General features: G+C 42.8%; 24 protein-coding genes, 1 tRNA gene and 5 pseudogenes. 13 read left to right on the top strand and 17 right to left on the bottom strand.

Annotated features, from left to right (window positions below):
• Positions 1-90: 90 nt before the first annotated feature.
• The 3 genes from MAE_RS33085 to MAE_RS02180 all read right to left on the bottom strand — a co-directional run bounded on the left by MAE_RS33085 (position 91) and on the right by MAE_RS02180 (position 884).
• Positions 91-240 carry a hypothetical protein gene (locus tag MAE_RS33085; protein WP_012263821.1) on the bottom strand — a complete coding sequence of 50 codons (150 nt, stop codon included), beginning with the start codon at positions 238-240 and terminating at the stop codon, positions 91-93.
• Between the two features lie 67 nt (positions 241-307).
• The gene (locus tag MAE_RS02185; RefSeq protein WP_012264121.1) at positions 308-670 is read right to left on the bottom strand and encodes a PIN domain-containing protein; all 363 of its coding nucleotides are present in this window, start codon (positions 668-670) and stop codon (positions 308-310) included.
• A complete protein-coding gene (locus tag MAE_RS02180; protein ID WP_231859702.1) occupies positions 657-884 on the bottom strand; it encodes a hypothetical protein in 228 nt (75 codons plus the stop codon). Before MAE_RS02180 ends, MAE_RS02185 begins: the two co-directional genes overlap by 14 nt.
• 311 nt (positions 885-1195) lie before the next feature.
• Between MAE_RS02180 and MAE_RS35555 the strand changes: the two genes are divergently transcribed.
• Positions 1196-1327, top strand: coding sequence for a hypothetical protein (locus MAE_RS35555; protein WP_269453958.1), 132 nt, complete (start codon positions 1196-1198; stop codon positions 1325-1327).
• Positions 1328-2933: 1606 nt separating this feature from the next.
• Here the strand turns inward: MAE_RS35555 and MAE_RS02175 are convergent.
• The 4 genes from MAE_RS02175 to ftsY form a co-directional block, all read right to left on the bottom strand.
• Positions 2934-4214 (bottom strand): DUF3086 domain-containing protein, encoded by a 1281-nt coding sequence (locus tag MAE_RS02175; protein WP_002797809.1) that lies wholly within the window; start codon positions 4212-4214, stop codon positions 2934-2936.
• 198 nt (positions 4215-4412) lie between these two features.
• Positions 4413-4829, bottom strand: coding sequence for a DUF3119 family protein (locus MAE_RS02170; protein ID WP_012264120.1), 417 nt, complete (start codon positions 4827-4829; stop codon positions 4413-4415).
• Positions 4830-4868: 39 nt separating this feature from the next.
• On the bottom strand, positions 4869-5669 hold the full coding sequence (locus tag MAE_RS02165) for a metal ABC transporter ATP-binding protein (protein ID WP_012264119.1): 801 nt from the start codon (positions 5667-5669) through the stop codon (positions 4869-4871).
• A gap of 94 nt (positions 5670-5763) precedes the next feature.
• A complete protein-coding gene (gene ftsY / locus MAE_RS02160) occupies positions 5764-7119 on the bottom strand; it encodes a signal recognition particle-docking protein FtsY (protein WP_012264118.1) in 1356 nt (451 codons plus the stop codon).
• Positions 7120-7344: 225 nt separating this feature from the next.
• Between ftsY and MAE_RS02155 the strand changes: the two genes are divergently transcribed.
• The 4 genes and pseudogenes from MAE_RS02155 to MAE_RS02145 all read left to right on the top strand — a co-directional run bounded on the left by MAE_RS02155 (position 7345) and on the right by MAE_RS02145 (position 9180).
• Positions 7345-7932, top strand: coding sequence for a Uma2 family endonuclease (locus MAE_RS02155; RefSeq protein WP_012264117.1), 588 nt, complete (start codon positions 7345-7347; stop codon positions 7930-7932).
• A 101-nt stretch (positions 7933-8033) separates the two neighbouring features.
• Positions 8034-8126 (top strand): annotated as a pseudogene (locus MAE_RS35985) (PCP reductase family protein); the annotation flags it as partial.
• Positions 8127-8266: 140 nt separating this feature from the next.
• Positions 8267-8854 carry a Uma2 family endonuclease gene (locus tag MAE_RS02150; RefSeq protein WP_012264116.1) on the top strand — a complete coding sequence of 196 codons (588 nt, stop codon included), beginning with the start codon at positions 8267-8269 and terminating at the stop codon, positions 8852-8854.
• 140 nt (positions 8855-8994) lie between these two features.
• Positions 8995-9180: a PCP reductase family protein gene (locus tag MAE_RS02145; RefSeq protein WP_002795651.1), complete on the top strand. Its 186-nt coding sequence runs from the start codon at positions 8995-8997 to the stop codon at positions 9178-9180.
• 4 nt (positions 9181-9184) lie between these two features.
• Here the strand turns inward: MAE_RS02145 and moaA are convergent, their stop codons facing one another.
• Entirely contained in the window at positions 9185-10174 is a 990-nt protein-coding gene (gene moaA, locus MAE_RS02140; RefSeq protein WP_012264115.1) for a GTP 3',8-cyclase MoaA, read from the bottom strand.
• 418 nt (positions 10175-10592) lie between these two features.
• Here moaA and MAE_RS02135 point away from each other — a divergent pair, with 418 nt between their 5' ends.
• Positions 10593-11936 (top strand): DUF3370 domain-containing protein, encoded by a 1344-nt coding sequence (locus MAE_RS02135; protein WP_041803681.1) that lies wholly within the window; start codon positions 10593-10595, stop codon positions 11934-11936.
• A 7-nt stretch (positions 11937-11943) separates the two neighbouring features.
• Here the strand turns inward: MAE_RS02135 and MAE_RS02130 are convergent, their stop codons facing one another.
• The gene (locus tag MAE_RS02130; RefSeq protein WP_002782737.1) at positions 11944-12456 is read right to left on the bottom strand and encodes a TolB family protein; all 513 of its coding nucleotides are present in this window, start codon (positions 12454-12456) and stop codon (positions 11944-11946) included.
• 23 nt (positions 12457-12479) lie between these two features.
• On the bottom strand, positions 12480-12695 hold the full coding sequence (locus MAE_RS02125) for a hypothetical protein (protein ID WP_002797803.1): 216 nt from the start codon (positions 12693-12695) through the stop codon (positions 12480-12482).
• Positions 12696-12916: 221 nt separating this feature from the next.
• Between MAE_RS02125 and MAE_RS02120 the strand changes: the two genes are divergently transcribed.
• Positions 12917-12990 (top strand) — tRNA-Asp (locus MAE_RS02120).
• Between the two features lie 85 nt (positions 12991-13075).
• Here the strand turns inward: MAE_RS02120 and glgP (MAE_RS02115) are convergent.
• Positions 13076-14215 (bottom strand): annotated as a pseudogene (gene glgP / locus MAE_RS02115) (glycogen/starch/alpha-glucan family phosphorylase); the annotation flags it as partial.
• A 69-nt stretch (positions 14216-14284) separates the two neighbouring features.
• Between glgP (MAE_RS02115) and MAE_RS02110 the strand changes: the two are divergent.
• A complete protein-coding gene (locus tag MAE_RS02110; protein ID WP_012264111.1) occupies positions 14285-15553 on the top strand; it encodes an IS701-like element ISMae34 family transposase in 1269 nt (422 codons plus the stop codon).
• A gap of 17 nt (positions 15554-15570) precedes the next feature.
• Here the strand turns inward: MAE_RS02110 and glgP (MAE_RS02105) are convergent.
• Both glgP (MAE_RS02105) and MAE_RS02100 read right to left on the bottom strand, forming a co-directional pair.
• Positions 15571-16686, bottom strand: a pseudogene (gene glgP, locus MAE_RS02105) (glycogen/starch/alpha-glucan family phosphorylase); the annotation flags it as partial.
• Positions 16687-16881: 195 nt separating this feature from the next.
• Positions 16882-17172: pseudogene (locus MAE_RS02100) on the bottom strand (glycogen phosphorylase); the annotation flags it as partial.
• Between the two features lie 214 nt (positions 17173-17386).
• Here MAE_RS02100 and MAE_RS34635 point away from each other — a divergent pair.
• Positions 17387-17561: pseudogene (locus tag MAE_RS34635) on the top strand (dihydroflavonol 4-reductase); the annotation flags it as partial.
• A gap of 179 nt (positions 17562-17740) precedes the next feature.
• On the opposite strand, the gene crcB (MAE_RS02095) reads toward MAE_RS34635, so the two are convergent.
• Positions 17741-18145 carry a fluoride efflux transporter CrcB gene (gene crcB, locus MAE_RS02095; protein WP_012264108.1) on the bottom strand — a complete coding sequence of 135 codons (405 nt, stop codon included), beginning with the start codon at positions 18143-18145 and terminating at the stop codon, positions 17741-17743.
• A gap of 145 nt (positions 18146-18290) precedes the next feature.
• Positions 18291-18680: a fluoride efflux transporter CrcB gene (gene crcB / locus MAE_RS02090; protein WP_012264107.1), complete on the bottom strand. Its 390-nt coding sequence runs from the start codon at positions 18678-18680 to the stop codon at positions 18291-18293.
• A gap of 124 nt (positions 18681-18804) precedes the next feature.
• On the opposite strand from crcB (MAE_RS02090), the gene rsmA reads away from it, so the two are divergent.
• Together rsmA and ispE are read left to right on the top strand one after the other, a co-directional pair.
• Positions 18805-19611 carry a 16S rRNA (adenine(1518)-N(6)/adenine(1519)-N(6))-dimethyltransferase RsmA gene (gene rsmA, locus MAE_RS02085; RefSeq protein ID WP_012264106.1) on the top strand — a complete coding sequence of 269 codons (807 nt, stop codon included), beginning with the start codon at positions 18805-18807 and terminating at the stop codon, positions 19609-19611.
• A gap of 17 nt (positions 19612-19628) precedes the next feature.
• The gene (gene ispE, locus MAE_RS02080; protein ID WP_002797798.1) at positions 19629-20570 is read left to right on the top strand and encodes a 4-(cytidine 5'-diphospho)-2-C-methyl-D-erythritol kinase; all 942 of its coding nucleotides are present in this window, start codon (positions 19629-19631) and stop codon (positions 20568-20570) included.
• Positions 20571-20774: 204 nt separating this feature from the next.
• Here ispE and MAE_RS02075 read toward each other — a convergent pair whose 3' ends face one another.
• Positions 20775-21587 carry an urease accessory protein UreD gene (locus MAE_RS02075; protein WP_012264105.1) on the bottom strand — a complete coding sequence of 271 codons (813 nt, stop codon included), beginning with the start codon at positions 21585-21587 and terminating at the stop codon, positions 20775-20777.
• The gene (locus MAE_RS02070; protein WP_012264104.1) at positions 21587-22111 is read right to left on the bottom strand and encodes a hypothetical protein; all 525 of its coding nucleotides are present in this window, start codon (positions 22109-22111) and stop codon (positions 21587-21589) included. The genes MAE_RS02075 and MAE_RS02070 overlap by 1 nt, the downstream gene beginning before the upstream one ends.
• A 313-nt stretch (positions 22112-22424) precedes the next feature.
• Here MAE_RS02070 and MAE_RS02065 point away from each other — a divergent pair, with 313 nt between their 5' ends.
• Both MAE_RS02065 and MAE_RS02060 read left to right on the top strand, forming a co-directional pair.
• Positions 22425-22673: a helix-turn-helix domain-containing protein gene (locus tag MAE_RS02065; protein ID WP_002759092.1), complete on the top strand. Its 249-nt coding sequence runs from the start codon at positions 22425-22427 to the stop codon at positions 22671-22673.
• Complete coding sequence (locus MAE_RS02060; RefSeq protein ID WP_012264103.1) at positions 22670-23395, top strand: restriction endonuclease; 726 nt, start codon at positions 22670-22672, stop codon at positions 23393-23395. Before MAE_RS02065 ends, MAE_RS02060 begins: the two co-directional genes overlap by 4 nt.
• Position 23396: the final 1 nt, after the last annotated feature.

Genomic DNA, 23396 nt, shown 5'->3' with positions numbered 1-23396 from the left:
TTATCAAGGTACTACATTTACCAAGCGGCTAATCCTCTAAACGTCTTACTGTCTAGTTTCTAGCCAACGAATCGCACCACACCCCACACCCTACACCCTGCCCCTAGGAAAAACTTTTTCAGCAGACCCTAAATATTGTCTGAAGCCGTTTTTTTGCGCTTCGTTTTTGAAGCAATTGTCAAACCGCCGACACCATCGGTCAAAGCAGGGAGGCATCGCAGCTGGGGTTGTCTCTTTCATCGCCGCTCTTTCAACGTAAAGTGCTTATTCTATAACAATTATACTCTATTATACTCTTGTTGATCGTTTAAGTCCCAATATTTGCATCAGAAAATGAAGCGCAAGCAATCACTAAACTATCCCAAAATGATAGATGATATTGAGTTCTCAGATTATATGCAGATTCAAAAATATCAAGATTAAATGAGATAACTTGATATTTGCTATAAAAGGAAACAATTAATTTAAACAGTTGTTTTTCATCAAGCTTATGCTTTTTAAGTAAATTACAAGAAACCTCATTAATTATTTGGGTACTAATAATGATGGACTTTTCTTTAATTAATTGTTTTGCCAATATTCTTTTACTTTCTTCTCTTTTATCAGTGGAAAAAGCATAAAGCCAAATATTAGAATCAACAAAACAACTATGATTTTTAAGTTCTGTCATAAATTTCTTCTCGTTTCATAAATTCTAAATTATCAACCTCTATAGGATTTTCCAACAGGTATTCAATCATATCAATTTCAGTTTCACTTTTATTGAGTTGATTTTGAGCTTTAAATGCGGCAATAATTGCTTGTATCTGCTGAATTTGTTCAGGTTTAAGTCCAGTTACATTAATGTTTTTAATCATGGCTACCTTGGAATGATTTGGGAGCATCTCACTTACGCGATAAGTAATTATACTTAGCCTAAAAGCCACTCTTAATCGTGTCTTGGAACGAAATAGAGGCTTTTAAAGACTGCGTACATGGAGAATTAAAACAAGAATTACCCTCGAAAAGCCTATTTTTCCACTAAGTATTTATGCTCATTGCAAAGGTGAGATGCTCCCAATGATTTTTACTTTAATTATACTAATTACACGCTCTCACAATCATGATCTTCCTTTTTTGGTTCTTCGGTTTGTCTTATGCAACGGACAGGGTTACAAGGAATGAAACTCTTATATAGAAAGACATTCGGGGATTTATGTCAATTGTTTTCGATCTAGAGCGAACTAATCAATTAAGTCTCTTGCCAGATAAGGATTTAGTCGATTTATGCCCCCCTATTGAACCATACCAAGTAACGAAGAACCCCTTTTTTTACATCTTTGACTAAAATTATCGGTGTTTATGAAGATTTATTATAGCCTAGCCTTTGAATTATAACAAAGAGACGCAAACTCCGTCGCTTACGTCCCCAATTGATCCTCAATCAAAGTTTACCGCTTGGATAACCGAGAAATCACCCGTTTTAAGCTATATCCCCCCCGTAAGGAAAACTAATACCATTTTTCTTTATTCGTAGCAGGCATAACCGGGTGCATCTCCTATTTGTGATTTTCTCTCACTTATGGTGAGCAGCAGAAGTTGTTCAAAGAGGGCGGGTAATGATTCGGTAGTAGTGGTGTAGCCCTCTTGCTTACCTGGTATGAATTGTGTAAAATATTTAGGGTTTGCTGAATAAATCTAAAAACCTTGTTGGATAATATCTTTAGGCTTTTTTGAAATCAAAAAGTGCCTGGCATGGGAGTGATCGGGGGGAAAATTCAGGTACTTTTTCCCTGAAAATTAGGTAATTGACCACCTCAAAATCGGTAAAACCCGTTACAGTAGAGCAGGAAGTCGCCTTCCCACCCCCTGCTTCAAAACCGGACTTACGACTTTCGCCGTATCCGGCTCCTGAGTAACTAGGCTACTGTCATTAGTAGAATAATAATGGGAATTATTATTTCCTTGTCTATTCAACCCTCTTGGCTGTATCCCCACCAGACAAGATTGTTGGTTTTAGGGCGTATAAGCTAAACGGCTTTTACTTCGGATCACCGATATAGACTCCAAAAGAGTTATAGCTATTGGATCATGCAGGTTAAGCGCCGTTTAGCTTATGACCGTTGATTGTTGCTTAGACTTCCTAGTTACCCGTCCTTTGTCAGCATATCTTTGATATTACTCAAAGCCTTGGCTTTTAAGGACATCCTCTCCCTCTATTGACTTGCGGATGGTTTCCTACTGCCCCGAACGGGCAGAGTCAATCAGGGTTACTTCGTTCCCTATAACCATTGGTTGAACCCTTAGGATGATACTGTCCACAACAGAGTAACGGGAATGCCTTACTGATAGTGGTATGAGCTATCAGCCCCAACTCTGTTAACTTTTGTTTCGAGCCTGTCAGCCTTTTGGCTCGTGGGTGTTGACGATGGTTAATTCGTATCTTCGCCCCAGGGCTATCCATAGGTTCTGGCTCAACGGGTTTCTGATTTAGGCTATCAGATACCGCTTTTTTTTCCTCGCTCACTACCTCAGATGTACCAAGTCTAAAGCAGCAGGAAATGCCGTCACTCTAGGCATCTAGAGGACAGGACTAAGGTTATTACTAACCCGCACCTGTAGGGTTATAAAGTTATCAAGGTACTACATTTACCAAGCGGCTAATCCTCTAAACGTCTTACTGTCTAGTTTCTAGCCAACGAATCGCACCACACCCTACACCCTACACCCTGCCCCCAGGAAAAACTTTTTGCCGCAGACCCTAATTAGTTAATAAGTAGTCGTGCAAAATTAATTTCCTAGTCGAGACAGGAGACTCCGAGACAGGAGACTCCGAGACGGGAGACGGGAGACAGCTATTAGGGATCGGATTTGAGTTTTCAGTTCACTGTTTCCTCACACCAGAAGTCTGACGGAGTAGTGGCTTAGATGTGTAATTAATTTTGCTTAGGTACTTACCAATAACTAGAACTTTGTTGGGGTTCAGGGGCAAAAGCTAACCAGTAGGGGAATTGTAAAAGAGCGAAATTGAGCCGTTCTTCGGTATCATCGATGATAATGAGCGGTGAATACTTATCCTCGATTAAACGTTCCGCTTTTTGAATTAAAGCTTCGGGAGACTCAAAGAGAACGATGCCGCGGTCTGGTCCAAAATCGGCGCGGGAAATGCCGAGACAATCTTGGAGGCCGCGCCGCCATTCGCCTAAACGTTCGGGACTATTAGCCAGAACTAGAGAACGGAAGCGATCGCCCTGTAATTCCGCCATAATCGAGATAATTGCCGAAGCGACCAGAATATTCTGGAGACGGCTGCCCATACCGCGAACAGTACCCCGGCCTCCCTGTTTAAAGAACCACTGTTGCACCCGTTCGGCGTGAATTGGTTCAAAAGTGCGCCGTAGTTGCCAAGGGGGACCGTAATAATCAGGACGACTGCGATAACGGTCTAAAAGAGCTTGGATGCGCTGATTTTGGTCAGAAAAGCCCTGTCTAGGGGTGGATTGCCCCACCGGTTCCGATTCATAACCGGAACGGTTAGAACGACGGGGTTCTTGCCAATTATCCCGGCCTTGGTTACTGGTGCGGGAAGGACGGGGACTTTCTTCGCGATCATCCCGGCCTTGACTGCCACGGGATGGGCGCGGGTTTTCCTCCCGTTCGGTCCGCAGGGGAGGTTCCACGGAGCGGGGGGATTTTTCGGGGGTTTCAAAACGGGGTAATTCCAACTGTTCGGCAGCCGCAGCCAAATCCTGTAAACTGCCCACCAGATAGTCTTTAAATCCCTGAACCCGCACGGCTATGTCCTGGGAGACTCCGGCGAAATTACTCCGCATTTCCTGCCGAATACGCTCACGACGGCGTTCTAACTGTTCGATCGCCAATTCTAAAGCCTGTTTGCGTTGTTCTAGGTCTTTTACGCCTTCCTTGAGCATTCTTTCGATTTGAGCTTTGATATCTCCTAGTTCCTCGGCGATCAAGCGTTCTTTTTCCGCTTTTAACGCCGATATTTCTGCCGCTAGGCTCTGTTTTTGCCGTTCTAGAGCCTCGATTTCTGCCCGCAGGGGTTGCGCCTGCGCTGCGGGAACTAATTCGCCTTCGGGGGCGATTGCCGATGGCAGCGGATTCTCTACTGGGCGATCGTTCCAGAGATCGTCAAAACTAAATTCTTCGACAGATTCATTGGGTAAGTCTGTCATTTTGTCAAGGGGTAAAACATTAAAATCTTCTGAATTCATCGGCTTTAGAAATGCAGAGCGAACAAAGGGCCAAGGCAGGCAATTAAGTAAGTGGTTCTAATTAATAGACGATATATCTTGCCTTTGATCCCCCCTGCCCCCCTTGATAAGGGGGGTGCCGATAGGCGGGGGGATCTGACAATTTTTAACACCTACCCACTTAAAACGCTATTAGCCAGATTTTATTTTATCTCAATCTTAGTTCGCTTCTGAGTCGATCGCTTGCGATGCTGCTAAAGGATAGTATTTTTCGAGGCAGAGTCTCAGGGTTGCGCTGTCAAAGATAATGGGCAAAAAATGAATGCTGTTAATTTCTTTGAAATAAAATAGGATCGGGACTTTATTCGAGAAAATACGCCAATTTTGCCATTCTTGGTAGGGAAAGGAGCGAATTTGTTGCCCGGACAGATAGACATCTAAGGAAGTGGGGGTAAACTGGAGACGAATGCGGGTAGTCTGGAACATCAAGAATAGCCCTAACAGGGAGAAAATTATTCCGAGCCAGACCTGTAAAAAGAGTAAAGGCAGCGATAAAATTACCAAAAACAGGGGAATTCGATAGTTAGGAGCCAGTTCGATCGTTCCTGTTACTTCTTGCGGGGAAATAGTTGTCATTGGTGTCCCTATCGGCAGTCAGCCAAAATATCTTCGCTTCTAGTTTATCGCATTGTTTTTCGAGAAGCGATCGAGATAATCGAGACTCGATCGGCGATGATCTGGTGGTGTCATGGCATCGTAGAAGGAGACTTTACCCCCATAGGCACGCCGGAGATTAAAATCAGTTAAGACCTTAGATCGTTGATCGGCGAGGATCAATTCTTTATTTAAGAGGATTAAATCAGCAAAATGGCTGATAGATTCGCCTAAATCATGGTTAACCACCATGACAATTTTATTTTCTTGGGCTAACTCACCAAAGATATTAAAAAGAACCCCCTCGGTTTTTTGATCTACCCCAACGAAAGGTTCATCAAAACAGAAAATCTCCGCTTCTTGGGCCAAAGATCTGGCTAAAAAGACTCTTTGCTGTTGTCCCCCCGACAGCTGACCGAGGGGACGATGGCGTAAATCAGCCATTTCCACCCGTTCTAGGGCATTTAAAGCCTGTTGACGACTAATATGGGAAAAAGGACGAAACCAACCCGTTTTTCTGACTCTCCCCATCATTACCACATCCCAAGCGGTGACGGGATAGGTCCAGTCGATTTGAGATCTTTGGGGAACATAAGCGACTTTATCCAGTTGTTGCTGTAGAGATTGCCCTTGATAGTTAACGGTTCCCTGTTGTACGGGAATTAATCCTAGCATGGCTTTGATCAGGGTACTTTTGCCCGCACCGTTGGGACCGATAATACCGGTTAATCGTCCTGGATGAATTTTCAGGGTGATATCCCGTAGGGCTTCCACGCCGCGATAATATACTCCTAGATGACTAACTGTAATTGTCGTTTGCATAGTTGTTACCCTGAGTCTCCATTTCTAGCATAACTAAAAATGAGACAATTATGAAGCAACCATGAAAAGATTATGAAAGATAGCTAGGGTGAGATTAATCGCCACTCAGTAAAGCTTCCACGAATTCGTAACTGGAAAAGGGCCGCAGATCCTCGATTCCTTCCCCAGCGCCAACAAAGCGAATCGGTAGGTTAAGCTGACGCGCTACGGCAAGGGCAACACCCCCTTTAGCTGTACCATCGATTTTAGTCAGGATCACGCCGCTTAATTGGGCAGCTTCCGAGAAAACCTCTGCCTGTCGCAGCCCGTTTTGTCCTAAAGTGGCATCGAGAACTAGAAGCGATTCCACCACAGCACTCTCGGCTTTTTTGTCGATAATGCGGCGAATTTTGCTTAATTCTGCCATTAAGTTCTTTTTATTCTGCAATCTTCCCGCCGTATCTACTAAGAGTAATTCTATCTCCCTGGATTTAGCGGCTTCGATGCCATCGTACACCACGGCGGCCGGGTCGGTATTTTTGCCCGGGTTGGCAATTACTTCGACTTGCGATCGCTCTCCCCAAACTTTCACCTGTTCCACGGCAGCAGCGCGAAAGGTGTCGGCAGCGGCGATCATACAGCTATAGCCAGATTGTTTAGATAAATGGGCTAATTTGCCGATAGTCGTCGTTTTACCCACTCCGTTAACTCCTGTGAGCATCCAGATATTTAATTTGCCTTTTTCTGGCTCAAAACCGGGGTTGCTATAATTGGCTAAAGGTGCATCTAAAATCTCGCGGATAATTTCTTTGAGATATTCGATCGCTTTTTCGGGGGGCAGAGCTTCCTGTTTTAGCTTATTTTGGAGGGTAGTGATAATATAATCGGTGGCATCTACCCCCACATCGGCCTGAAGCAATAAAGCTTCGATTTCCTCCACCGCGTCTTGATTGAGGGGACCCTGACCGACCACGGCCTTAAGCTGATTAACCAAGCTGCGGCGCGTTTTGCCCAAACCCTGACGCAATTTTTTTAACCAGGTGATTTCTTCTTCCGAAACGTCCTCTGCTTGTCGTCCCTGATTGGCTAAAACTTTGGCCGACCAGATAAAATCTTCATCTGGTTCTGTGGGGGTTTCGATGGCGGTTTCTTTAAGAATTTCGAGGCGATCAGATTTTTTCAGCCATGCGGGGGTATTATCCTCGGTTTCTTCTTCTTTAACTGGTTCTTGCTCTTGCGGAGGTTCCGTTTCAGCAATGGATGTTTCAGGGGTTTCGCTCACGACGGCCTCGGCCGTGGCTTTTTTCTCTTGAATATTTTTAAAGGCTTTTTTGGCCCAATCTAAATACTCTTCCTGACTGGTTGCCTCGCTAGTCGTCGGGGTTGCCTCGCTGGGGGTGTCCTCTACGGGTGCGGGGGGTGTTTGTTCTTGTTCGGGTTGGACTTTCTGACGACGGAACCAGTTAAACATAGGAGAAACTAAACATAAAACTATTTATCTAGTTTATCTTAACCCTTGAAGTGAGCAATTTTGATACTTAGATTTTTAATTATGGATTTCTCCGCATTTTTTGCCAGAGATTAAGGAAAAAATATGATCCGAGTAACTCAATTGATAACCTTGCTCAAGGATAACTTTATCTCTTTTTAGGGAAATGCTGTATCCTAGAAAATAGAATAGGAAGGAGAGTCAAAAATGTTAAGCGCTACTGAAACTAAATATTATACTCCCGAAGAATATCTAGCTCTGGAGGAAACATCCGAAGATAAAAATGAATATCGTCAAGGAGAAATTATCCCAATGGTAGGAGCCACCACTAATCACAATCAGATTTGTCTAAATTTTTGCCGTAATTTTCCCTTAAATATCAATAATCAAGATTATTATACCTATATGGAAACGGTGCGTTTATGGCTATCAGATTATAGCATTTACACCTATCCCGATGTGATGGTGATTCAAGGTCAACCTCTCTATCAAGGCAATAGTCAATCTAACGTGATCAATCCTTTAATTATTGTCGAAATTCTCTCCAATTCTACCCAAGCTTATGATCGAGGGGATAAGTTTAAATTCTATCGTTCCTTGCCAACTTTTCAGGAATATATTCTGATCGAACAATCTAGTTATAGTGTGGAACGTTACTATAAACAAAAGGATGATCAATGGTTAATTGATTTCGTCACGGGGGAAAATGCGGTTTTACAATTGGTGTCGGTAGATTGGCAGATTTCTTTTCAAGATTTATATCAAAGAGTAAATTTCGACCTAGCAGAAACCTAAAATTAAAAGAAAGGTGAAAAAGAGTCGCTATCAAGAAACTCATCATTTAATTAGCTTGGCAATAAATAGCTAATCTTTTTTGGTATAATAGACGGACTACTATTGTTAAATCTACGGACGCTCTAGATTTTTCCGATCAACTACAATGGACCGCAAAAGCAAAACTAAAAAATATTCCCTATTTTGTTCGTTCCTAAGCGCGTCAGCGGATTACTGAGATATTTAAGATACACTTTTCCGAGCCACTCAATTGATAACCTTCCTCAAGGATAACTTTGTCTCTTTTTAGGGAAATGCTGTATCCTAGAAAATAGAATAGGAAGGAGAGTCAAAAATGTTAAGCGCTACCGAAACTAAATATTATACTCCCGAAGAATATCTAGCTCTGGAGGAAACGTCCGAAGATAAAAATGAATATCGTCAAGGAGAAATTATCCCAATGGTAGGAGCTACCACTAATCACAATCAGATTGCTGGAAACTTCTATCGAAGATTTCCTCTGACTATCAATAATCAAGATTATTATACCTACATGGAAACGGTGCGTTTATGGCTGTCAGATTATAGTATTTACACCTATCCCGATGTGATGGTGATTAAAGGTCAACCTCTCTATCAAGGGAATAGTCAATCTAACGTGATCAATCCTTTAATTATTGTCGAAGTTCTCTCTAATTCTACCCAAGCTTATGACCGAGGGGATAAGTTTAAATTCTATCGTTCCTTGCCAACTTTTCAGGAATATATTCTGATCGAACAATCTAGTTATAGTGTGGAACTTTACTATAAACAAAAGGATGATCAATGGTTAATTGATTTCGTCACGGGGGAAAATGCGGTTTTACAATTGGTGTCGGTGGATTGGCAGATTTCTTTTCAAGATTTATATCAAAGAGTCAATTTCGACCTAGCAGAAACCTAAAATTAAAAGAAAGGTGAAAGAGATTGAGAACGGAATTGAGCAGGAAAAGGTCGCTATCAAGAAACTCATCATTTAATCAGCTTTTTAATAAATAGCTAATCTTTTTTGGTATAATAGACGGACTACTATATGTTAAATCTATGGAAGCTCTAGATTTTTCCGATCAACTACAATGGACCGCAGAAGCAAAAGCAAAACTGAAAAATATTCCCTATTTTGTTCGTTCCCAAGCGCGTCAAAGGATAGAAGAATTAGCTCGTCATGCCGGTTCCGATCGAGTTACCGTGGAAATGGTAGAACAGGCTAGAATAGAATTCGGACAGTAGATTTTTAGCCGCCAATTTGGGACATAGTACGGGTATAAATGCCGCTTGATGTGCCAGAATCACGCAGTTTAAAGTTTATTTCTGCTTTCAGTTCTATTAATTCCCGCACTCTTTCCCTGATTTCTGCCGGCGAAATTCCTTGACGGAGGGCAGTTTTTAGGTCAATTTGTCCGGTTTCGTTGAGGAGACAGGGACGCAACCAACCATCGGCCGAGAGACGTAGTCGGTTACAGCGATCGCAAAAACATTCCGACATCTGACTAATAAAGCCAATTGTACCCTTAGCCCCCGGAATTTGAAAAACATCGGCTGGACCATTTCCCCGCACTTGACCCTCATTTAAGCCCCATTTTGCCCGAATTCGCCCCCTTAATTCCTCGTTCGCAATCCAAGCTTTTTCTTGAAATAAATCACCGTTACCGATGGGCATAAACTCGATAAAACGGACGTGCCAACGCTTCTCAATGGTCAAAGCCGCTAAATCTTCCACTTCTGCCTCATTTATCCCCGGAATCACCACCACATTCAATTTTAAGGGGTCAAAACCCACCCTCTGGGCCGCTTGAATACCTGCCCAAGTTTTTTGCCAACGACTCCGGCCGCGATTACCGATAATCTTATCGAAAGTGTCGGGGTCGAGGGAGTCTAAACTGATATTAATCCGTCTTAGTCCGGCTTCATACAACATTTCGGCTAAATTGTCAAGTAAATAGCCATTAGTGGTCAAGGCTAAATCGCTAGTGGCAGATAAAGAGGCGATATCGCGCACAATCTCCACTACTTCGGGATGTAAGAGAGGTTCCCCACCAGTAAGGCGAAATTTGCGGAAACCGAGGGGAATAAAGACATTTTTGACTAAAGTAAGAATTTCCTCCCGGGTGAGTAAATCTTGCGGTCGAACATAGGCCAATTCTGCATCTTCAGGCAGACAATACTGACAGCGAAAGTTACAGCGATCGATTAAACTAATCCTGAGATAGTCGATTTGGTTCATGTTCACGGGGAAATACCGTTATAAAACTTCATGAATTTATCATAACAATTCTGGCTCGATCGATATCTAGACATCGGCTACATCTAGATTTTAGTCTATGATGACAATAGATTTGATCAATGGCAAGGGCAAATAACGATTGGGAAATTTGATAATTTTTCTTGATTGTACTTAAGTAGGTAGGCGTTAAAAATTATCAGACACCCCCCTTATCAAGGGTAGGGTTGATTCATGAATCAACCCTACCTTATCAAGGGGGGCAGGGGGGATCGAACCTAAAATCGATTTTTAATTTAATTATAACCAGCTACTTAACACCGGCAAGAAATATTAACCAATCCTCTAGATATAGACAAACAGAATACTATCTAAATTGAGCGAGCCAGTAATGCTATGATCAAAAAATAATTATCTTGAGATGGTAATTTGTGTGATGTTACCTTTTTTACTACCCATTGCCCAAACTCCTCCTATTGTAGAAATAATTCGACCGGTGCAGGTGCGTCCTTTACCGAATCAACTAGATCAAGTTCCCGTTTTTAATAGCAATAGTCCCGAATTATTGCTAGGAGAAGGGATTTTACTTTCGACTTTTCCCCCCCAAGAGAAAAGTTTTCCCTCGGCCCATTTAAATTATGCTTTTCAGGGACGCTTTGATATTTTTGCCCACCATGTAGCGAGGGGGAGTTTTCCCGATAATTTACGCAGCCTTTATCTGGGTATATTACTCCACAATCCTAGTTCTAATCCCGTGACCGTTAAAATTCTGCAAGGGGCCAGTTATTTGAGTCAACCCGATGCAGCTTTTATCGATTTACCTGCACAAGTGGAAAATAATCAGGGGACGGTTTTTGCCGGGCCGGGAAGTCGGGTAATGGGGGATATTTTAATGGGGCAGCGTCAGGATATTTTTCCCGATAGGATTATTATTCCGGCGGGGGAGAGTTTTATGGTCTTAAATGCGGCGATTCCCGTGCGCGATTTGACTCCCCCTTTAAACGGTAGGTCCACTTATCTCCGTCTGGAAAGTGACGGTCTTCTCTACGCTGCTAGTTTAGCTCTTTATGCACCCCTAGATGAAAATGGACAGGAAAGACCACCAAATCTTACAGAGTGGCAAAATTTGCTAGAAAAAGGCGATTTATCGACTCCGCGGGATCGAGCGCCCACTCCTCCCCATAGTCAAGGACAGATAATTTATGGACGGGTAGCGGGGGTGTCCCAAGGTTCAGCTTGGCCAGCCCGATTGGTCGATCGAGCTTCTTTATGGTTAAATATTCCTGATTCTGGTCAATCTATAGCCTATGGGATTAGCACCCTACCCGGGGGCAAACTGGGAACGGAACAAAATCAAAGTGCTAGTATGTTAGTTCGCTATCCCGATACGGCCTATCAAGCTCATGGTAATTACGGTGTGGAATATAGGTTAAGTTTACCTCTATTTAATCGAAGTAATGAGGCAAAAACGGTGACTATTGCGCTAGAAACACCGATTAAAGAGGATATTATTGGGCAGGGTTTGCGTTTTCTCGATCCGGCTGCCCCACAAGTGTTTTTTCGGGGAACAGTAGCCGTCAATTATAGCGATGACCAGGGACAGGCACAAAGCAGATTTTTCCATCTCGTCCAAAGACGCGGACAAGAGGGGCAACCTTTAGTGACTCTGACTATTCCTCCCGGGGATTGGCATATAGTACAGGTAAATTTTTTATATCCACCCGATGCAACTCCTCCGCAAGTTTTAACGATTAAGACCGAGTAGAACAAGTTTAAAATTGGCCGTTAACGATCGCAATATTCCATTGACCGTCTTGGTTGGTTTCAAAGGCAATTTGGCGACCATCACCGCTAATGGTGGGATTACGGACGCTTCCCCGCAGGTTAGCGGTTAATAGGGTTGCACGGGACTGGGAACGATCATAAACCATGACATCACTCTTGCCGCGTTCGCTGGAGATATAAGCAATTAAACGACCGTCAGCATTCAGAGATGGCTGATCTTGGCTAGAATCGCCACGATTTAGGTTAGGAAGATTAACTAAGCGCTTTTCTTGCAGATCGAATAAATATATACTACGACGACCGGAGCGATCGGAAGCGAAGGCTAAATAGCGACCATCAGCACTATAACTGGGGAATTGATCGGGAGCAAAACTATTTAAACCACCGGCGGGAACTTGAGGAGTAATCAAAAGAGGAGAATTACAGCCACTTATCCCCGATAACAGCCCAAAAGAGGCCAAAAATCGCCCCAGCCAGACAAAAAAATTTTTTTCTTTCATCTTGACTTTTGACCCCAAATGTGCTAGTAACTTTCTTCCCTGCCGACGGTTTTGAGGGTAAGTAGTTGATTGCCTTGACTGAGACTATCGGCGATCGCTTCTCGAATCGGCAGGTCAATAGTGGTTTCAGCGAGGATTTCTTGGGCTTTTTGCCGCAAATCTGCCCCAGTATCGGCATCTACTTGGTCTAGATCGAGTAATTCCTGCGATAGCTGTTCGATCGAATTCGGGTTAGTCATAGCTCAGGCTCCCAACAAGCTTAATTACAATCCCATTGTAAAGAGGGTCCGGTCCCTAATTGGGGATTTTTTGGCTTTAATTCAGTATTGATACCAATCCAACTTTAAAAACCCAGTTATCAATTGTTTCTCCCCACTTCCCCACTCCCTCAAAAAAATTTTCCCAGAGGTGCTTGACATAACCCTAATGATGAAGTTACAATCAGAAATGTGGCAAAAATGGGATTGTAGTTCAATTGGTTAGAGCACCGCCCTGTCACGGCGGAAGTTGCGGGTTCGAGCCCCGTCAATCCCGTAGAAATTTAGGTTAGAGTCGCCCAGGGCCAGTTAACCTGTGGGCAGTAGGATAAATGAACAGGATCCTACTGCCTAGATTGGTTCTAATTTACCGATAAACCGGCATTAGCTTGAGTATAATCGGGTAATTCAATCTTTACCGGTTGTACCCGCCAGATTTTCTCGCAGTATTCCCGAATCGAGCGATCGCTAGAGAATTTTCCCATGCGGGCCACATTAAGAATCGCTAAACGACTCCAATGTTCTTGATCTTTATAAGCGTGACCGACTCCTTCCTGACAGTCGATATAGGATTGATAATCGGCCAGTAACATATAGGGATCATTGTAGATAAGATTATCCACAAGCGGGCGGAATAAACTACTATCACCCCGGCTAAAAAATCCCGAACCAATGAGGTCTAATACTGCCCGCAATTCTTCGTTATGGTAATAGTATTCTTGGGGATTATAACCGGCGGCTTTCTTAGCATAAACCTCCTCGGTTGTCAAGCCAAAAAGAAAGAAATTTTCCGCCCCCACCTCTTCACGAATTTCGATATTTGCCCCATCGAGAGTACCGATAGTTAAGGCCCCATTCATAGAGAATTTCATATTACCAGTTCCCGAAGCTTCTTTCCCGGCGGTGGAAATTTGTTCGGACAAGTCGGCAGCTGGATAAACCCGTTGACCGAAGGTGACATTATAATCGGGGAGGAAAACCACTTTTAAACGTCCTCCAATCGTCGGATCATTATCAATCACTTCCGCCACAGAATTAATCAATTTAATGATTAATTTCGCCATAAAATAACCCGGGGCTGCCTTACCACCAAAAATAAAGGTACGGGGGGTAATATCGAGATTGGGGTTATTTTTGAGACGATGATAGAGAGTAACGATGTGTAAAACGTTGAGGTGTTGTCGTTTATATTCATGAATGCGTTTTACCTGCACATCAAAGAGGGTACTAGGATCAACTTTAATGCCGACTTTTTTATCGATATAATTGGCTAAATCTGCCTTAATATCGTATTTAATTCGTCGCCAATAGTCCCGAAATACTCCATCATCCACATAGTTTTCTAAACCGCGTAAATCCTCCAGATGTTTAATCCAATTTTCGCCGATTTTTTCGGTAATTGCAAAAGTTAAGCGGGGATTACTAGAAACTATCCAGCGCCGGGGAGTAACCCCATTGGTTTTGTTGCTAAACTTTTCGGGAAAGAGTTCATAGTGGGACTTAAACGCCAAATAAAGATCAAATCGAGTATAATCGTTAAAGAGTAAGCACTTTACGTTGAAAGATCAGCGATGAAAGAGACAACCCCAGCCGCGATGCCCCCATGCTTTGACCGATGGTGTCGGCGGTTTGACAATTGCTTCAAAAACGAAGCGCAAAAAAACGGCTTCAGACAATATTTAGGAGGATTATTAGGGGAAAGTGAGAGGAAAAACCTCACTCAAATTGCCAATAATGCCGTCGGAGTAGTTTATAACCGATTACATCACTTTTTGACCGAATCTCCCTGGTCAGACCGTCAGGTGAATGAATGTCGGTTGCAAGTGATGAACCAATGCCGCCAGACGCAAATCCCCCGAGGATTTTCCCTGATTGTCGATGACTCAGGACATCGAAAAAGTGGCAATCTGACCGCCGGAGTTGGCAGGCAGTACCTAGGAGAAATTGGCAAGACAGACAACGGAATAGTCGCCGTCACTACCCATCTCTACGACGGCAAAAAAAGTGTCCCCCTAGACATTGAAATTTATCAACCGGCTAGTTCCTTAGCCGAGGGGAAAGAAGACAAAGAATTTAAGAAGAAACCAGAGATAGCGATAGATTTAATTGACCGGAGCTTAACCAGAGGCTATCGACCGAAAATCGTCTTAATAGATGCTGGTTATGGCAACAACACAAATTTTCTCAAAGCCCTGGAAGAAAGAAAGCTAAAATACTTAGGAGGATTGGCAAAAAATCGAAAAGTAATTATTGAAAAAGAAGGGGGTGTGGAAGAAACAATCCAGCTTGAGCAACTAGCAAAAAGCCTATCAGAAAAGGATTGGGAGAAAATCACCCTAAATCTAGATAAAGAAAAAACGGTTTGGGTAGCGGTATTCAGAGCGAAAATATCTCAACTAGAAGGAGAAAGGAACTTGGCGATCGTCATGAATGCAAGTTCAATGGAAAAAGCCACAGAGGTGGACTATTTCATCACCAATGTAGTTGAGGCAGATACAGTAACAGCTTCGTGGATAGTGAGGACTTACACCGAAAGAAATTGGGTGGAAGTATTCTACCGAGAAGCCAAAGGATGGTTAGGGTTAAGGGAATATCAAGTCAGGGATAAACGAAGCTTACTTCGTCATTTTATCCTGGTGTTTTGTGCCTATACATTTATCCTGTGGCATAAGTTAACTGGGGGATTGCAAAGGCAGTGGGCGAATCGACCTTTAAACACTTTTGTGGAAGCCTTGGAAGCTTTTCGGACAGCGATGTCTTTCCGTTTCTTTGAGTGGCTGACCGAGAATCGGGATGTGTTTGCCGCTTACAAAGCCAGTTTAGGCTTTGTTTGGGCTTGAAATTTGTTTAAGTCCCAATAGAAATCGCGCAGAACATCTTTTTTCAGTAATTCTGTATGCAGGGCTGCCACCCCGTTAATTGCCTGGGAACCCACACAGGCGAGGTGAGCCATACGGACGTATTTTTCGCCACTTTCATCGATTATAGACAAACGGGACATTTTGCCGTCATCATGGGGATAAATAATGCGAATTTTATCCAAGAAACGATGGTTAATTTCGTAGATAATTTCCATTAATCGCGGTAAAAGACGACCAAAAATACTCAAAGGCCATTTTTCTAAAGCTTCTGGCAAAAGAGTATGATTAGTATAGGCGAAGGTATTTTGAGTAATAAACCAAGCTTTATCCCAATCGAAATGATGCACGTCAATTAACAAGCGCATTAACTCGGCTACCCCGACGGAAGGGTGAGTATCATTCAATTGTACTGACCATTTTTGATGAAAATTATCGAGACTGGGGTTCTCATGTAAGTGAATACGAATCAGATCCTGTAGGGAACAGGAAACAAAGAAATATTGCTGTTCTAAACGCAGTTCTTTGCCTTGAATTGGTTCATCGTTAGGATAGAGAACTTTACTGATATTTTCCGAGTGAACTTTATTATCCACCGCACCATAATAATCGCCGCGATTAAAGCGTCCAAAATCAAAAGATTCACAAGCTTCTGACTTCCATAGACGCATGGTATTAGCGGTGTTAACTCGATAGCCGAGAATTGGGGTATCGTAGGGAATTCCTTTGACTACATAATCGGGAATCCAACGACTGCGATAATTACCATTTTCGTCGGTATAGGATTCGGTATAACCGCCAAATTTTACCTCTACTCCCGCTTCCGGTCGGGCAATTTCCCAGGGATTTCCATACTGTAACCACTTATCGGTTATTTCCACCTGCCAACCGTCGTGAATTTCTTGATCAAAGATACCAAATTCGTAGCGAATACCGTAACCAATAGCCGGAATTTCTAGGGTAGAAAGGGAATCGAGATAACAGGCAGCTAAACGACCTAAACCACCATTTCCTAACCCCGGTTCTTCTTCCTGGGCAATTAATTCTTCTAGTTTTAATCCCGATTCGCTGACAGCTTTCTCGACCTGTTCGTAGATACCGAGATTAATTAAATTATGGCTCTTCGTTACTTGGTATGGTTCGATAGGGGGGCATAAATTGACTAAATCCTTATCTGGCAAAAGACTTAATTGATGAGTTCGCTTTAGATCAAAAACAATTGACAAAAATCGCTAAACGCCTTTCTATATAAGGGTTCCATCCCTTATAACCCCCGTCCATTGCATAACAATTACCGAAGAGCCTAAATTATTAGCCAAATGGGGACCGACTAAAAATTCGGCCGAGAGATAACAAACGGTTCTGACATCTTTTTTTAGATAGGTTTGTTGGGTGGTTAACCAACGCTGCAATAAACGATCGCGGATTGTATAGGCTAGGGCCATATAAAGATCGTTTTTGCTGGCTAATTCCGGTAATTTACCTTGAATATAGAGTAAATTATCCCTTAAAGCCCGTCGGATAGTTTCTGTGTCTAATCCTGTTCTGTCGTCTTCGATGATAATCGGACAAACAAAAGTTGACTCTGGAGATGGATTCATAGGAGCATTTTTACTGAAGATTTACTGCTCTTAGTCTAAAATAACCCGACCCCAAATTGTATCAAGAAAAGCTTAAATATTGACTAAGATTAAGGTATAGTAATAATAAAGTTAAGGTGATTAAATTTCAGTTACTGATAGGAAGCGAAAACAGGGGAAAGTTTGAATAATGGGTGCTTTTGTGACGGGTGGAACGGGTTTGATCGGGGCGATAATCTCGGGAAAATCGCCCTCTATACCCCTTGATGGCCTGAAAATGTCAAAACAGTCCATATACTAAGATTCCTCGAAGGCAGTGCAAGAAACTGGGCTTACCGCAATCGCCGATTAGACAAGCTTTAGCCGATGCCATCGATTGGTTTCAAACCCATGGAGACATTACCTATTAAGACTGAGTAGGAAAGGAAAAAGATAGTCTCAATTGTGCTGAGATGCTTAAGTAGTTAGGTGTTAAAAGTTGTCAGATGCCCCCCTTATCAAGGGGGGATTAAGGGGGGATCCCCCCGCCTATCGGCACCCACCTTATTAAGGGGGCAGGGGGGATCAGACGCAAAATCTATTGAATAATTCATCTAGGAAAACCCGTTCTTGCTAAAATAACTCCAATTTTAAGCGCCATCATCCCCCCAAGAACACTGCCCAACCAGTAAATTAAACCGAAAGTCATGTTTCCCTGCTCTAAAAACTTGTTAACCTCCAAACTATAGGTGGAAAAAGTTGTATAGGAACCACAAAAACCCGTGGCAATCATCAATCCTAATTCTGGGGCAATTATGCGAATATTTTCCCTAACTATAGTAAAGATATAAGCAATAATTAAACAGCCAGAAATATTGACAAAAAATGTCCCCAAAAATTGCCATTCTTGACCGAAAATACTTTCAACTAATTTCGCAATATAAAAACGACTCAAAGCCCCAAAAATAGCCCCAATCGCCACGGATAAACTATAACGTCCCCTGAAGAAGTTCATGCTGTCTCTCCTGCCCTTCAATAGTCAATAAATTGGAGAATTAAGTAGCTGGTTATAATTAAATTAAAAATGGATTTTAGGTTCGATCCCCCCTTAATCCCCCCTTGATAAGGGGGGCATCTGATAGTTTTTAACGCCTACCTACTTAACCTAGAAAAACTTGGGCAATAGCTGCCCCGATTCTCACGGCAATCAATCCGAAAATTATACTAGCAAAGGCAAAAAAAAGACTGAGAAAATTTTGTTGATTGCGCCAGAGGATCAGGATATCTAAACTATAGGTAGAAAAGGTGGTATAAGCTCCTAAAAATCCCGTTCTCACCATTAAATCTAGTTGGTGGGAATAAAAGGTAAAACTGGGTAAAATAGCCCAAAAAAAGCCGATAGCTAGACAGCCAGTTAAATTAATAATAAAGGTTCCATAGGGAAAGCGCAAGCCGAATTTTGCTTTTGTCCATTCGGTAATATGATAACGAGATAACGCCCCCGGAACCGCTCCGGCTACAATTGCGAAAACATCGTTCAAATCTGACATTGTCTCTAATTTTTTTGCTATCTTTGCCTAGGCTCTATCATAATTGATGCGGTTATCGATCGCATGGCCCATATTTTCAGGGGTGTTATTGTTGAGGACAACCCTCTGACTTTAAAATAAAGGGATGAAAATTCAACCGCGTAAACGTTTTGGACAACATTGGTTAAAAGATGAATCGATACTCGATCGCATCATCGGCGCTGCTAATTTACAATCAGAGGATCGGGTATTAGAAATCGGACCGGGTACAGGCATTTTAACCCGTCGTCTTCTCGATGGCGCTCAATTGGTTGTCGCTGTAGAAATCGATCGAGATCTATGGACAATTTTAAACAAAAAATTTGGCCAACAAGATAACTTTCATCTCATCCCGGGCGACTTTCTTAGCCTTAAACCGGAGCAACTGCCGCCAGTTAATAAAGTAGTGGCTAATATTCCCTATAATATCACCGGTCCGATTCTCGAAAAGCTGCTCGGTTCGATCGCCCATCCCTTCACCCCCCCTTACCAGAGTATTACCCTTTTGGTCCAGAAAGAAGTCGCCGAAAGATTAGTCGCTGTCCCCTCCACCAAAGCTTACAGCGCTCTCAGCGTCCGCATTCAATACCTTGCCGATTGTCAATGGATTTGTGATGTCCCCTGGCGAGCCTTTTCCCCACCTCCCCGGGTGGATTCGGCGGTAATTCAGCTTTTACCCCGTGTTTTGCCGAATAATGTCAGTAATGCTGCCTTTTTGTCCACTTTAATTAGCTGGGGTTTTGCCAACCGGCGCAAAATGTTACGCAATAATCTAAAAAATTGTCTAGATAGCGATCGATTAAGCCAAATCCTGACACAATTAGAAATTAATCCCCTCGCTCGTGCCGAAGATCTCAGTTTATCGCAATGGATTGACTTGGCGGAAAAATTAGGTCAATTGCCAAAATTTTAGATTTTTTTTCTTGACAAATGCACAGTTATACCCTTCTAGCCCCCGCTAAAATTAATTTATATCTAGAAATCGTTGGCGATCGCCCTGATGGTTTCCACGAGTTAGTCATGGTGATGCAGACGGTGGCATTATGCGATCGCATCACTCTCCGGCCGAACGGATTGCAGGAATTCCGTCTCTTTTGCCATCATCCCCTCGTCCCCCAAGATAGCAGTAATCTCGCCCATCGGGCCGCCACTTTGATGGCGAAGGAATTCCCCCGCCTCTTTGCCAATTACGGCGGCATCGATATCACCATCGAGAAATATATTCCCGTGGCTGCCGGTTTAGCGGGGGGTTCCACCAACGCGGCGGCGGTGTTAGTCGGTATCGATTTAATCTGGGAATTAGGCTTAACCCGTCCGGAATTAGAAACTTTAGCGGCAAGATTGGGGTCCGATACTTCCTTTTGTGTGACAGGAGGAACGGTTATCTGTACGGGAAGGGGAGAAATTCTCGATCCTATCGCTCCTCTCACTGGATTATGGGTGATTTTAGCCAAATACGATCATTTATCCGTTTCTACACCCTGGGCCTACCAAAGCTATCGACAAAAATTTCAGGATACCTATCTGTCTTCTCCAGAGGACTTTCATCACCGCCGTCAGCAGGTGAGTTCCGGGGCTTTGGTACAAGCGATCGCCCAGAAAAAACCAGCCGCTATCGGCAAATTTATCCACAATGACCTCGAAAAGGTGGTTTTACCCGAATTTCCCCTCGTAGCCGAGTTAAGACAGGTTCTGGGCGATTTAGGCGGCTTGGGAACGATGATGTCAGGCTCTGGCCCGACGGTTTTTACTCTCTGTTCATCTCAGGAAGTGGCGGAAACTATTGTTAAAGAGGCCCGGGAAATTCTCGTCGCTCCCGATCTACAATTTTGGATAGCCCCAATCACCGATACAGGCATTCAAGTGACTTGAAAAAATGATAATTAACCTCTTGTAAAAATCAAAAATTGTTGTTAGGGTTAGGAGTCAGTAGCCAGTAGTCAGTAGTCAGGAGAATTAAGAATGAATGATAATCAGTTAAATGGTCTATTTACAGATTTTATGCGATTTAATCCCTATTTTTGACGTTTTTGAACCCTCAAAAATTAATTATGCAAGAGGTTTAATTGACCGCCTTTACCAAGATAACCAAACTCGCGGAATAATTGCCTCTTGATCGCTCATTTCTCGCCTTAAAATTTGCCAAACCTGCTGAAACCATTGTCGCACTTCACCGCTAGAATTACCCCGATAACGACACAAAAGACCATCTCCTAAAGTGTTAGTAACTCCCCTCTCTCCTTCTAGGGAAAAATCTCTCACTTTCTCGATTAAATTTCTGCCCACCGGTTGACCGATATAAACTAAAGTACCGATCAGGGCGCTATCATTTAAACCAGAAAATCCCTCGATCATTTTACCACCTAACAGGCAGGATCGATCGAGCCATAAAGGTTGTCCAGATCGCCAAATTTCCCAATTAGAATGCCATTCTCCCGCTAAAAATTTCTCCCCTCGCGCACTGCGACCAAAACGGGTAATTTCCCATCCCAACCAACTGCTATTTTCCCCTAAATCCACTCGTAAATGTTGGCGAAATGCCGCCCCATTAAAGATAATTGTTTCTTGGGGTAGCCATTCTAAACTGGCATTGTCATCGATTTTAATCTCGATTAATTGCTGTGCCATCTGACCATTACTCTGGTAAACTTTTCCGGCAGAAGCAGTGGTAATCAGGGCATTAGTAGCGGCTTGGAGATGAATTTTTTGTTGAAGAACATCACCACCAACTATTCCCCCCGCCGTGTGTAAAATCACCGTATGACAAAGGTTTTTTCCTTCGGGATAAAAAGGTCTTTGTACTTTTAAAGGGGCGGTAGCATAGACGTGATTAATCTCGGTTGCGAGATTTTTTTGCTTGTAAATTAGTTCTAGGTTTCCCTGCCACATTATTGATCCTCGGTCATGGTTTCTAGAAATTGGCGATAATTTTCGGGACTGAGATTAATTTTAACTTCTATTTGCTGTTCTTTATCCCTGATCAGTAAAATATATTCACTTTCCGCTTTTTTGCCGACCATGAGAGGGTTTTTTAGCTCGAATTTTTGGTAAACCAGACGGGGTTTCGTCACCCGAATAACTAAACTAGCTTGGGATTGGGGATAAATGTCTAATTGCTCCCGTTCCCGATCTAAAATTAATTGTTTAGGTGTCATGCTTCTTTCGTCAGCAAAAGTAGATTTATGCCAATAGAGGGTAATCCCCCGAATTTGAGGCATTTGGATGCTAAATTTTTCATCAAAACCTTGCCGCTCCCAATTAATATCTTCCAGAGAGCCAGTATCGGGAATTAAACGCTGTTGCCAGAAGACTTCCTTAAGATTTAAATCTTGCCACCATTGGCTAATAATTTGGAAATTCTCCAGATTATCGGGGTGGGGATTGGCACTTTGCCAGAGGAGAGGAGTAAGCATTTTGGGGGAATTTTTGCGCTGGGAAAATCAGGTTAATAGTCTTCGCTGGAGTTAAGGGATCATTAATCTCAATTATCATCGATTCTTGAGCTGCTGATCGGGCCATGGTATTAACTCTCGATCGCATTTTTATTTTATCCTAAATTATCGAGGGAAAAACTGCTAAAAAATCCGATTTTGTCCCCCTGTGAGCTGCCTTGACGATCTTTTGATTCTGATTAAGAGGCTGTTTGGTTGACGGGAGGAGAGGAAAATTATTCCTGTGACATATAGTCCGTGGACTTATCGTCCACTAAGGACGATTATAGACTTTATGGAAAAATCAAAAGCAGTAATTTTAAGGGCATTGGGGTTAATGATCCGAGAGCATAGAGCAGCTTTAGGCATATCACAAGAAGAACTAGGGCTACGTTGCCATCTTGATCGTACCTATATATCTGGACTAGAGCGAGGAGTAAGAAATCCTTCTCTTACCGCTCTTGTCACTCTGGCGAAGGGATTAAACATAACTGTATCCCAATTACTGGAAAATTTAGAGATAGAAATAGAGAAACCGGAATGAGTTCTGATTTAGTAGAAGCTATAAAAGCAAAGTTTAAACAGGGTTCATCACAGTACAAAGTCTTCGAGTTATTATCAGATCGAGCTTGGCATTGTCGTACCTGTGAAGGGAAAAAAATAGCATCGGAGCAATATGCCGGTGGCGGTGGTATCCAAGGATTAGAGCGCGGAAATAGGAGCGGTCGCCAGGGGCTAGTAATAGAAACAAAACGAGAATACTGTCCAATTTGTCAGAAAACAACAACTTGGGATCGATGGACTGGAGAGATGCGAGCGGCGAATGCCTCTGCCAACATACCGCCTCAATTAGTGGCTAGAATTTTGGAGTTTTATCGATATAAAGATGTGATTGAAAACAGAATCAGACAGTCACATGAACTGGTTATTGACCATCGTTTTCCTATGGAACGTTGGGGGATAAGTGAACCAAGTCATGATGTCAATATGAGTGTAGCTGAGATGAGAAACAAGTTTCAGCTTCTCAAAAAAGATAGTGCGGGAAATCATAATTTATTAAAGTCAAGAAGTTGTGAAAAATGTATTAAAACTGGTAAGCGAGGAACACCAATGGATATCAGATTTTGGTATTCCAGTGGAGAGAACTGGCCGGAAAATATTCCTCAATCTGGAGCAGAAGCAGAACAGGGCTGTGTAGGTTGCGGTTGGTATGATTTGGAAACATGGCGTAATTCTCTTAATATCAAATTGACTGAAGAGCGGTGAT

Source organism: Microcystis aeruginosa NIES-843, assembly GCF_000010625.1.
Taxonomy (GTDB): domain Bacteria; phylum Cyanobacteriota; class Cyanobacteriia; order Cyanobacteriales; family Microcystaceae; genus Microcystis; species Microcystis aeruginosa.
Note: the sequence above shows the minus strand (reverse complement) of the source record. Positions and strands in the feature narration are given on the sequence as shown.

Excerpts from the sequence above, each read along its gene's own strand:
- MAE_RS33085 (WP_012263821.1), bottom strand. The coding sequence starts at position 240 with ATGAAAGAGACAACCCCAGCTGCGATGCCTCCCTGCTTTGACCGATGG.
- MAE_RS02185 (WP_012264121.1), bottom strand. The coding sequence starts at position 670 with ATGACAGAACTTAAAAATCATAGTTGTTTTGTTGATTCTAATATTTGG.
- MAE_RS02180 (WP_231859702.1), bottom strand. The coding sequence starts at position 884 with ATGCTCCCAAATCATTCCAAGGTAGCCATGATTAAAAACATTAATGTA.
- MAE_RS35555 (WP_269453958.1), top strand. The coding sequence starts at position 1,196 with ATGTCAATTGTTTTCGATCTAGAGCGAACTAATCAATTAAGTCTCTTG.
- MAE_RS02175 (WP_002797809.1), bottom strand. The coding sequence starts at position 4,214 with ATGAATTCAGAAGATTTTAATGTTTTACCCCTTGACAAAATGACAGAC.
- MAE_RS02170 (WP_012264120.1), bottom strand. The coding sequence starts at position 4,829 with ATGACAACTATTTCCCCGCAAGAAGTAACAGGAACGATCGAACTGGCT.
- MAE_RS02165 (WP_012264119.1), bottom strand. The coding sequence starts at position 5,669 with ATGCAAACGACAATTACAGTTAGTCATCTAGGAGTATATTATCGCGGC.
- ftsY (WP_012264118.1), bottom strand. The coding sequence starts at position 7,119 with ATGTTTAACTGGTTCCGTCGTCAGAAAGTCCAACCCGAACAAGAACAA.
- MAE_RS02155 (WP_012264117.1), top strand. The coding sequence starts at position 7,345 with ATGTTAAGCGCTACTGAAACTAAATATTATACTCCCGAAGAATATCTA.
- MAE_RS02150 (WP_012264116.1), top strand. The coding sequence starts at position 8,267 with ATGTTAAGCGCTACCGAAACTAAATATTATACTCCCGAAGAATATCTA.
- MAE_RS02145 (WP_002795651.1), top strand. The coding sequence starts at position 8,995 with ATGGAAGCTCTAGATTTTTCCGATCAACTACAATGGACCGCAGAAGCA.
- moaA (WP_012264115.1), bottom strand. The coding sequence starts at position 10,174 with ATGAACCAAATCGACTATCTCAGGATTAGTTTAATCGATCGCTGTAAC.
- MAE_RS02135 (WP_041803681.1), top strand. The coding sequence starts at position 10,593 with ATGGTAATTTGTGTGATGTTACCTTTTTTACTACCCATTGCCCAAACT.
- MAE_RS02130 (WP_002782737.1), bottom strand. The coding sequence starts at position 12,456 with ATGAAAGAAAAAAATTTTTTTGTCTGGCTGGGGCGATTTTTGGCCTCT.
- MAE_RS02125 (WP_002797803.1), bottom strand. The coding sequence starts at position 12,695 with ATGACTAACCCGAATTCGATCGAACAGCTATCGCAGGAATTACTCGAT.
- MAE_RS02110 (WP_012264111.1), top strand. The coding sequence starts at position 14,285 with ATGAAAGAGACAACCCCAGCCGCGATGCCCCCATGCTTTGACCGATGG.
- crcB (WP_012264108.1), bottom strand. The coding sequence starts at position 18,145 with ATGAACTTCTTCAGGGGACGTTATAGTTTATCCGTGGCGATTGGGGCT.
- crcB (WP_012264107.1), bottom strand. The coding sequence starts at position 18,680 with ATGTCAGATTTGAACGATGTTTTCGCAATTGTAGCCGGAGCGGTTCCG.
- rsmA (WP_012264106.1), top strand. The coding sequence starts at position 18,805 with ATGAAAATTCAACCGCGTAAACGTTTTGGACAACATTGGTTAAAAGAT.
- ispE (WP_002797798.1), top strand. The coding sequence starts at position 19,629 with ATGCACAGTTATACCCTTCTAGCCCCCGCTAAAATTAATTTATATCTA.
- MAE_RS02075 (WP_012264105.1), bottom strand. The coding sequence starts at position 21,587 with ATGTGGCAGGGAAACCTAGAACTAATTTACAAGCAAAAAAATCTCGCA.
- MAE_RS02070 (WP_012264104.1), bottom strand. The coding sequence starts at position 22,111 with ATGCTTACTCCTCTCCTCTGGCAAAGTGCCAATCCCCACCCCGATAAT.
- MAE_RS02065 (WP_002759092.1), top strand. The coding sequence starts at position 22,425 with ATGGAAAAATCAAAAGCAGTAATTTTAAGGGCATTGGGGTTAATGATC.
- MAE_RS02060 (WP_012264103.1), top strand. The coding sequence starts at position 22,670 with ATGAGTTCTGATTTAGTAGAAGCTATAAAAGCAAAGTTTAAACAGGGT.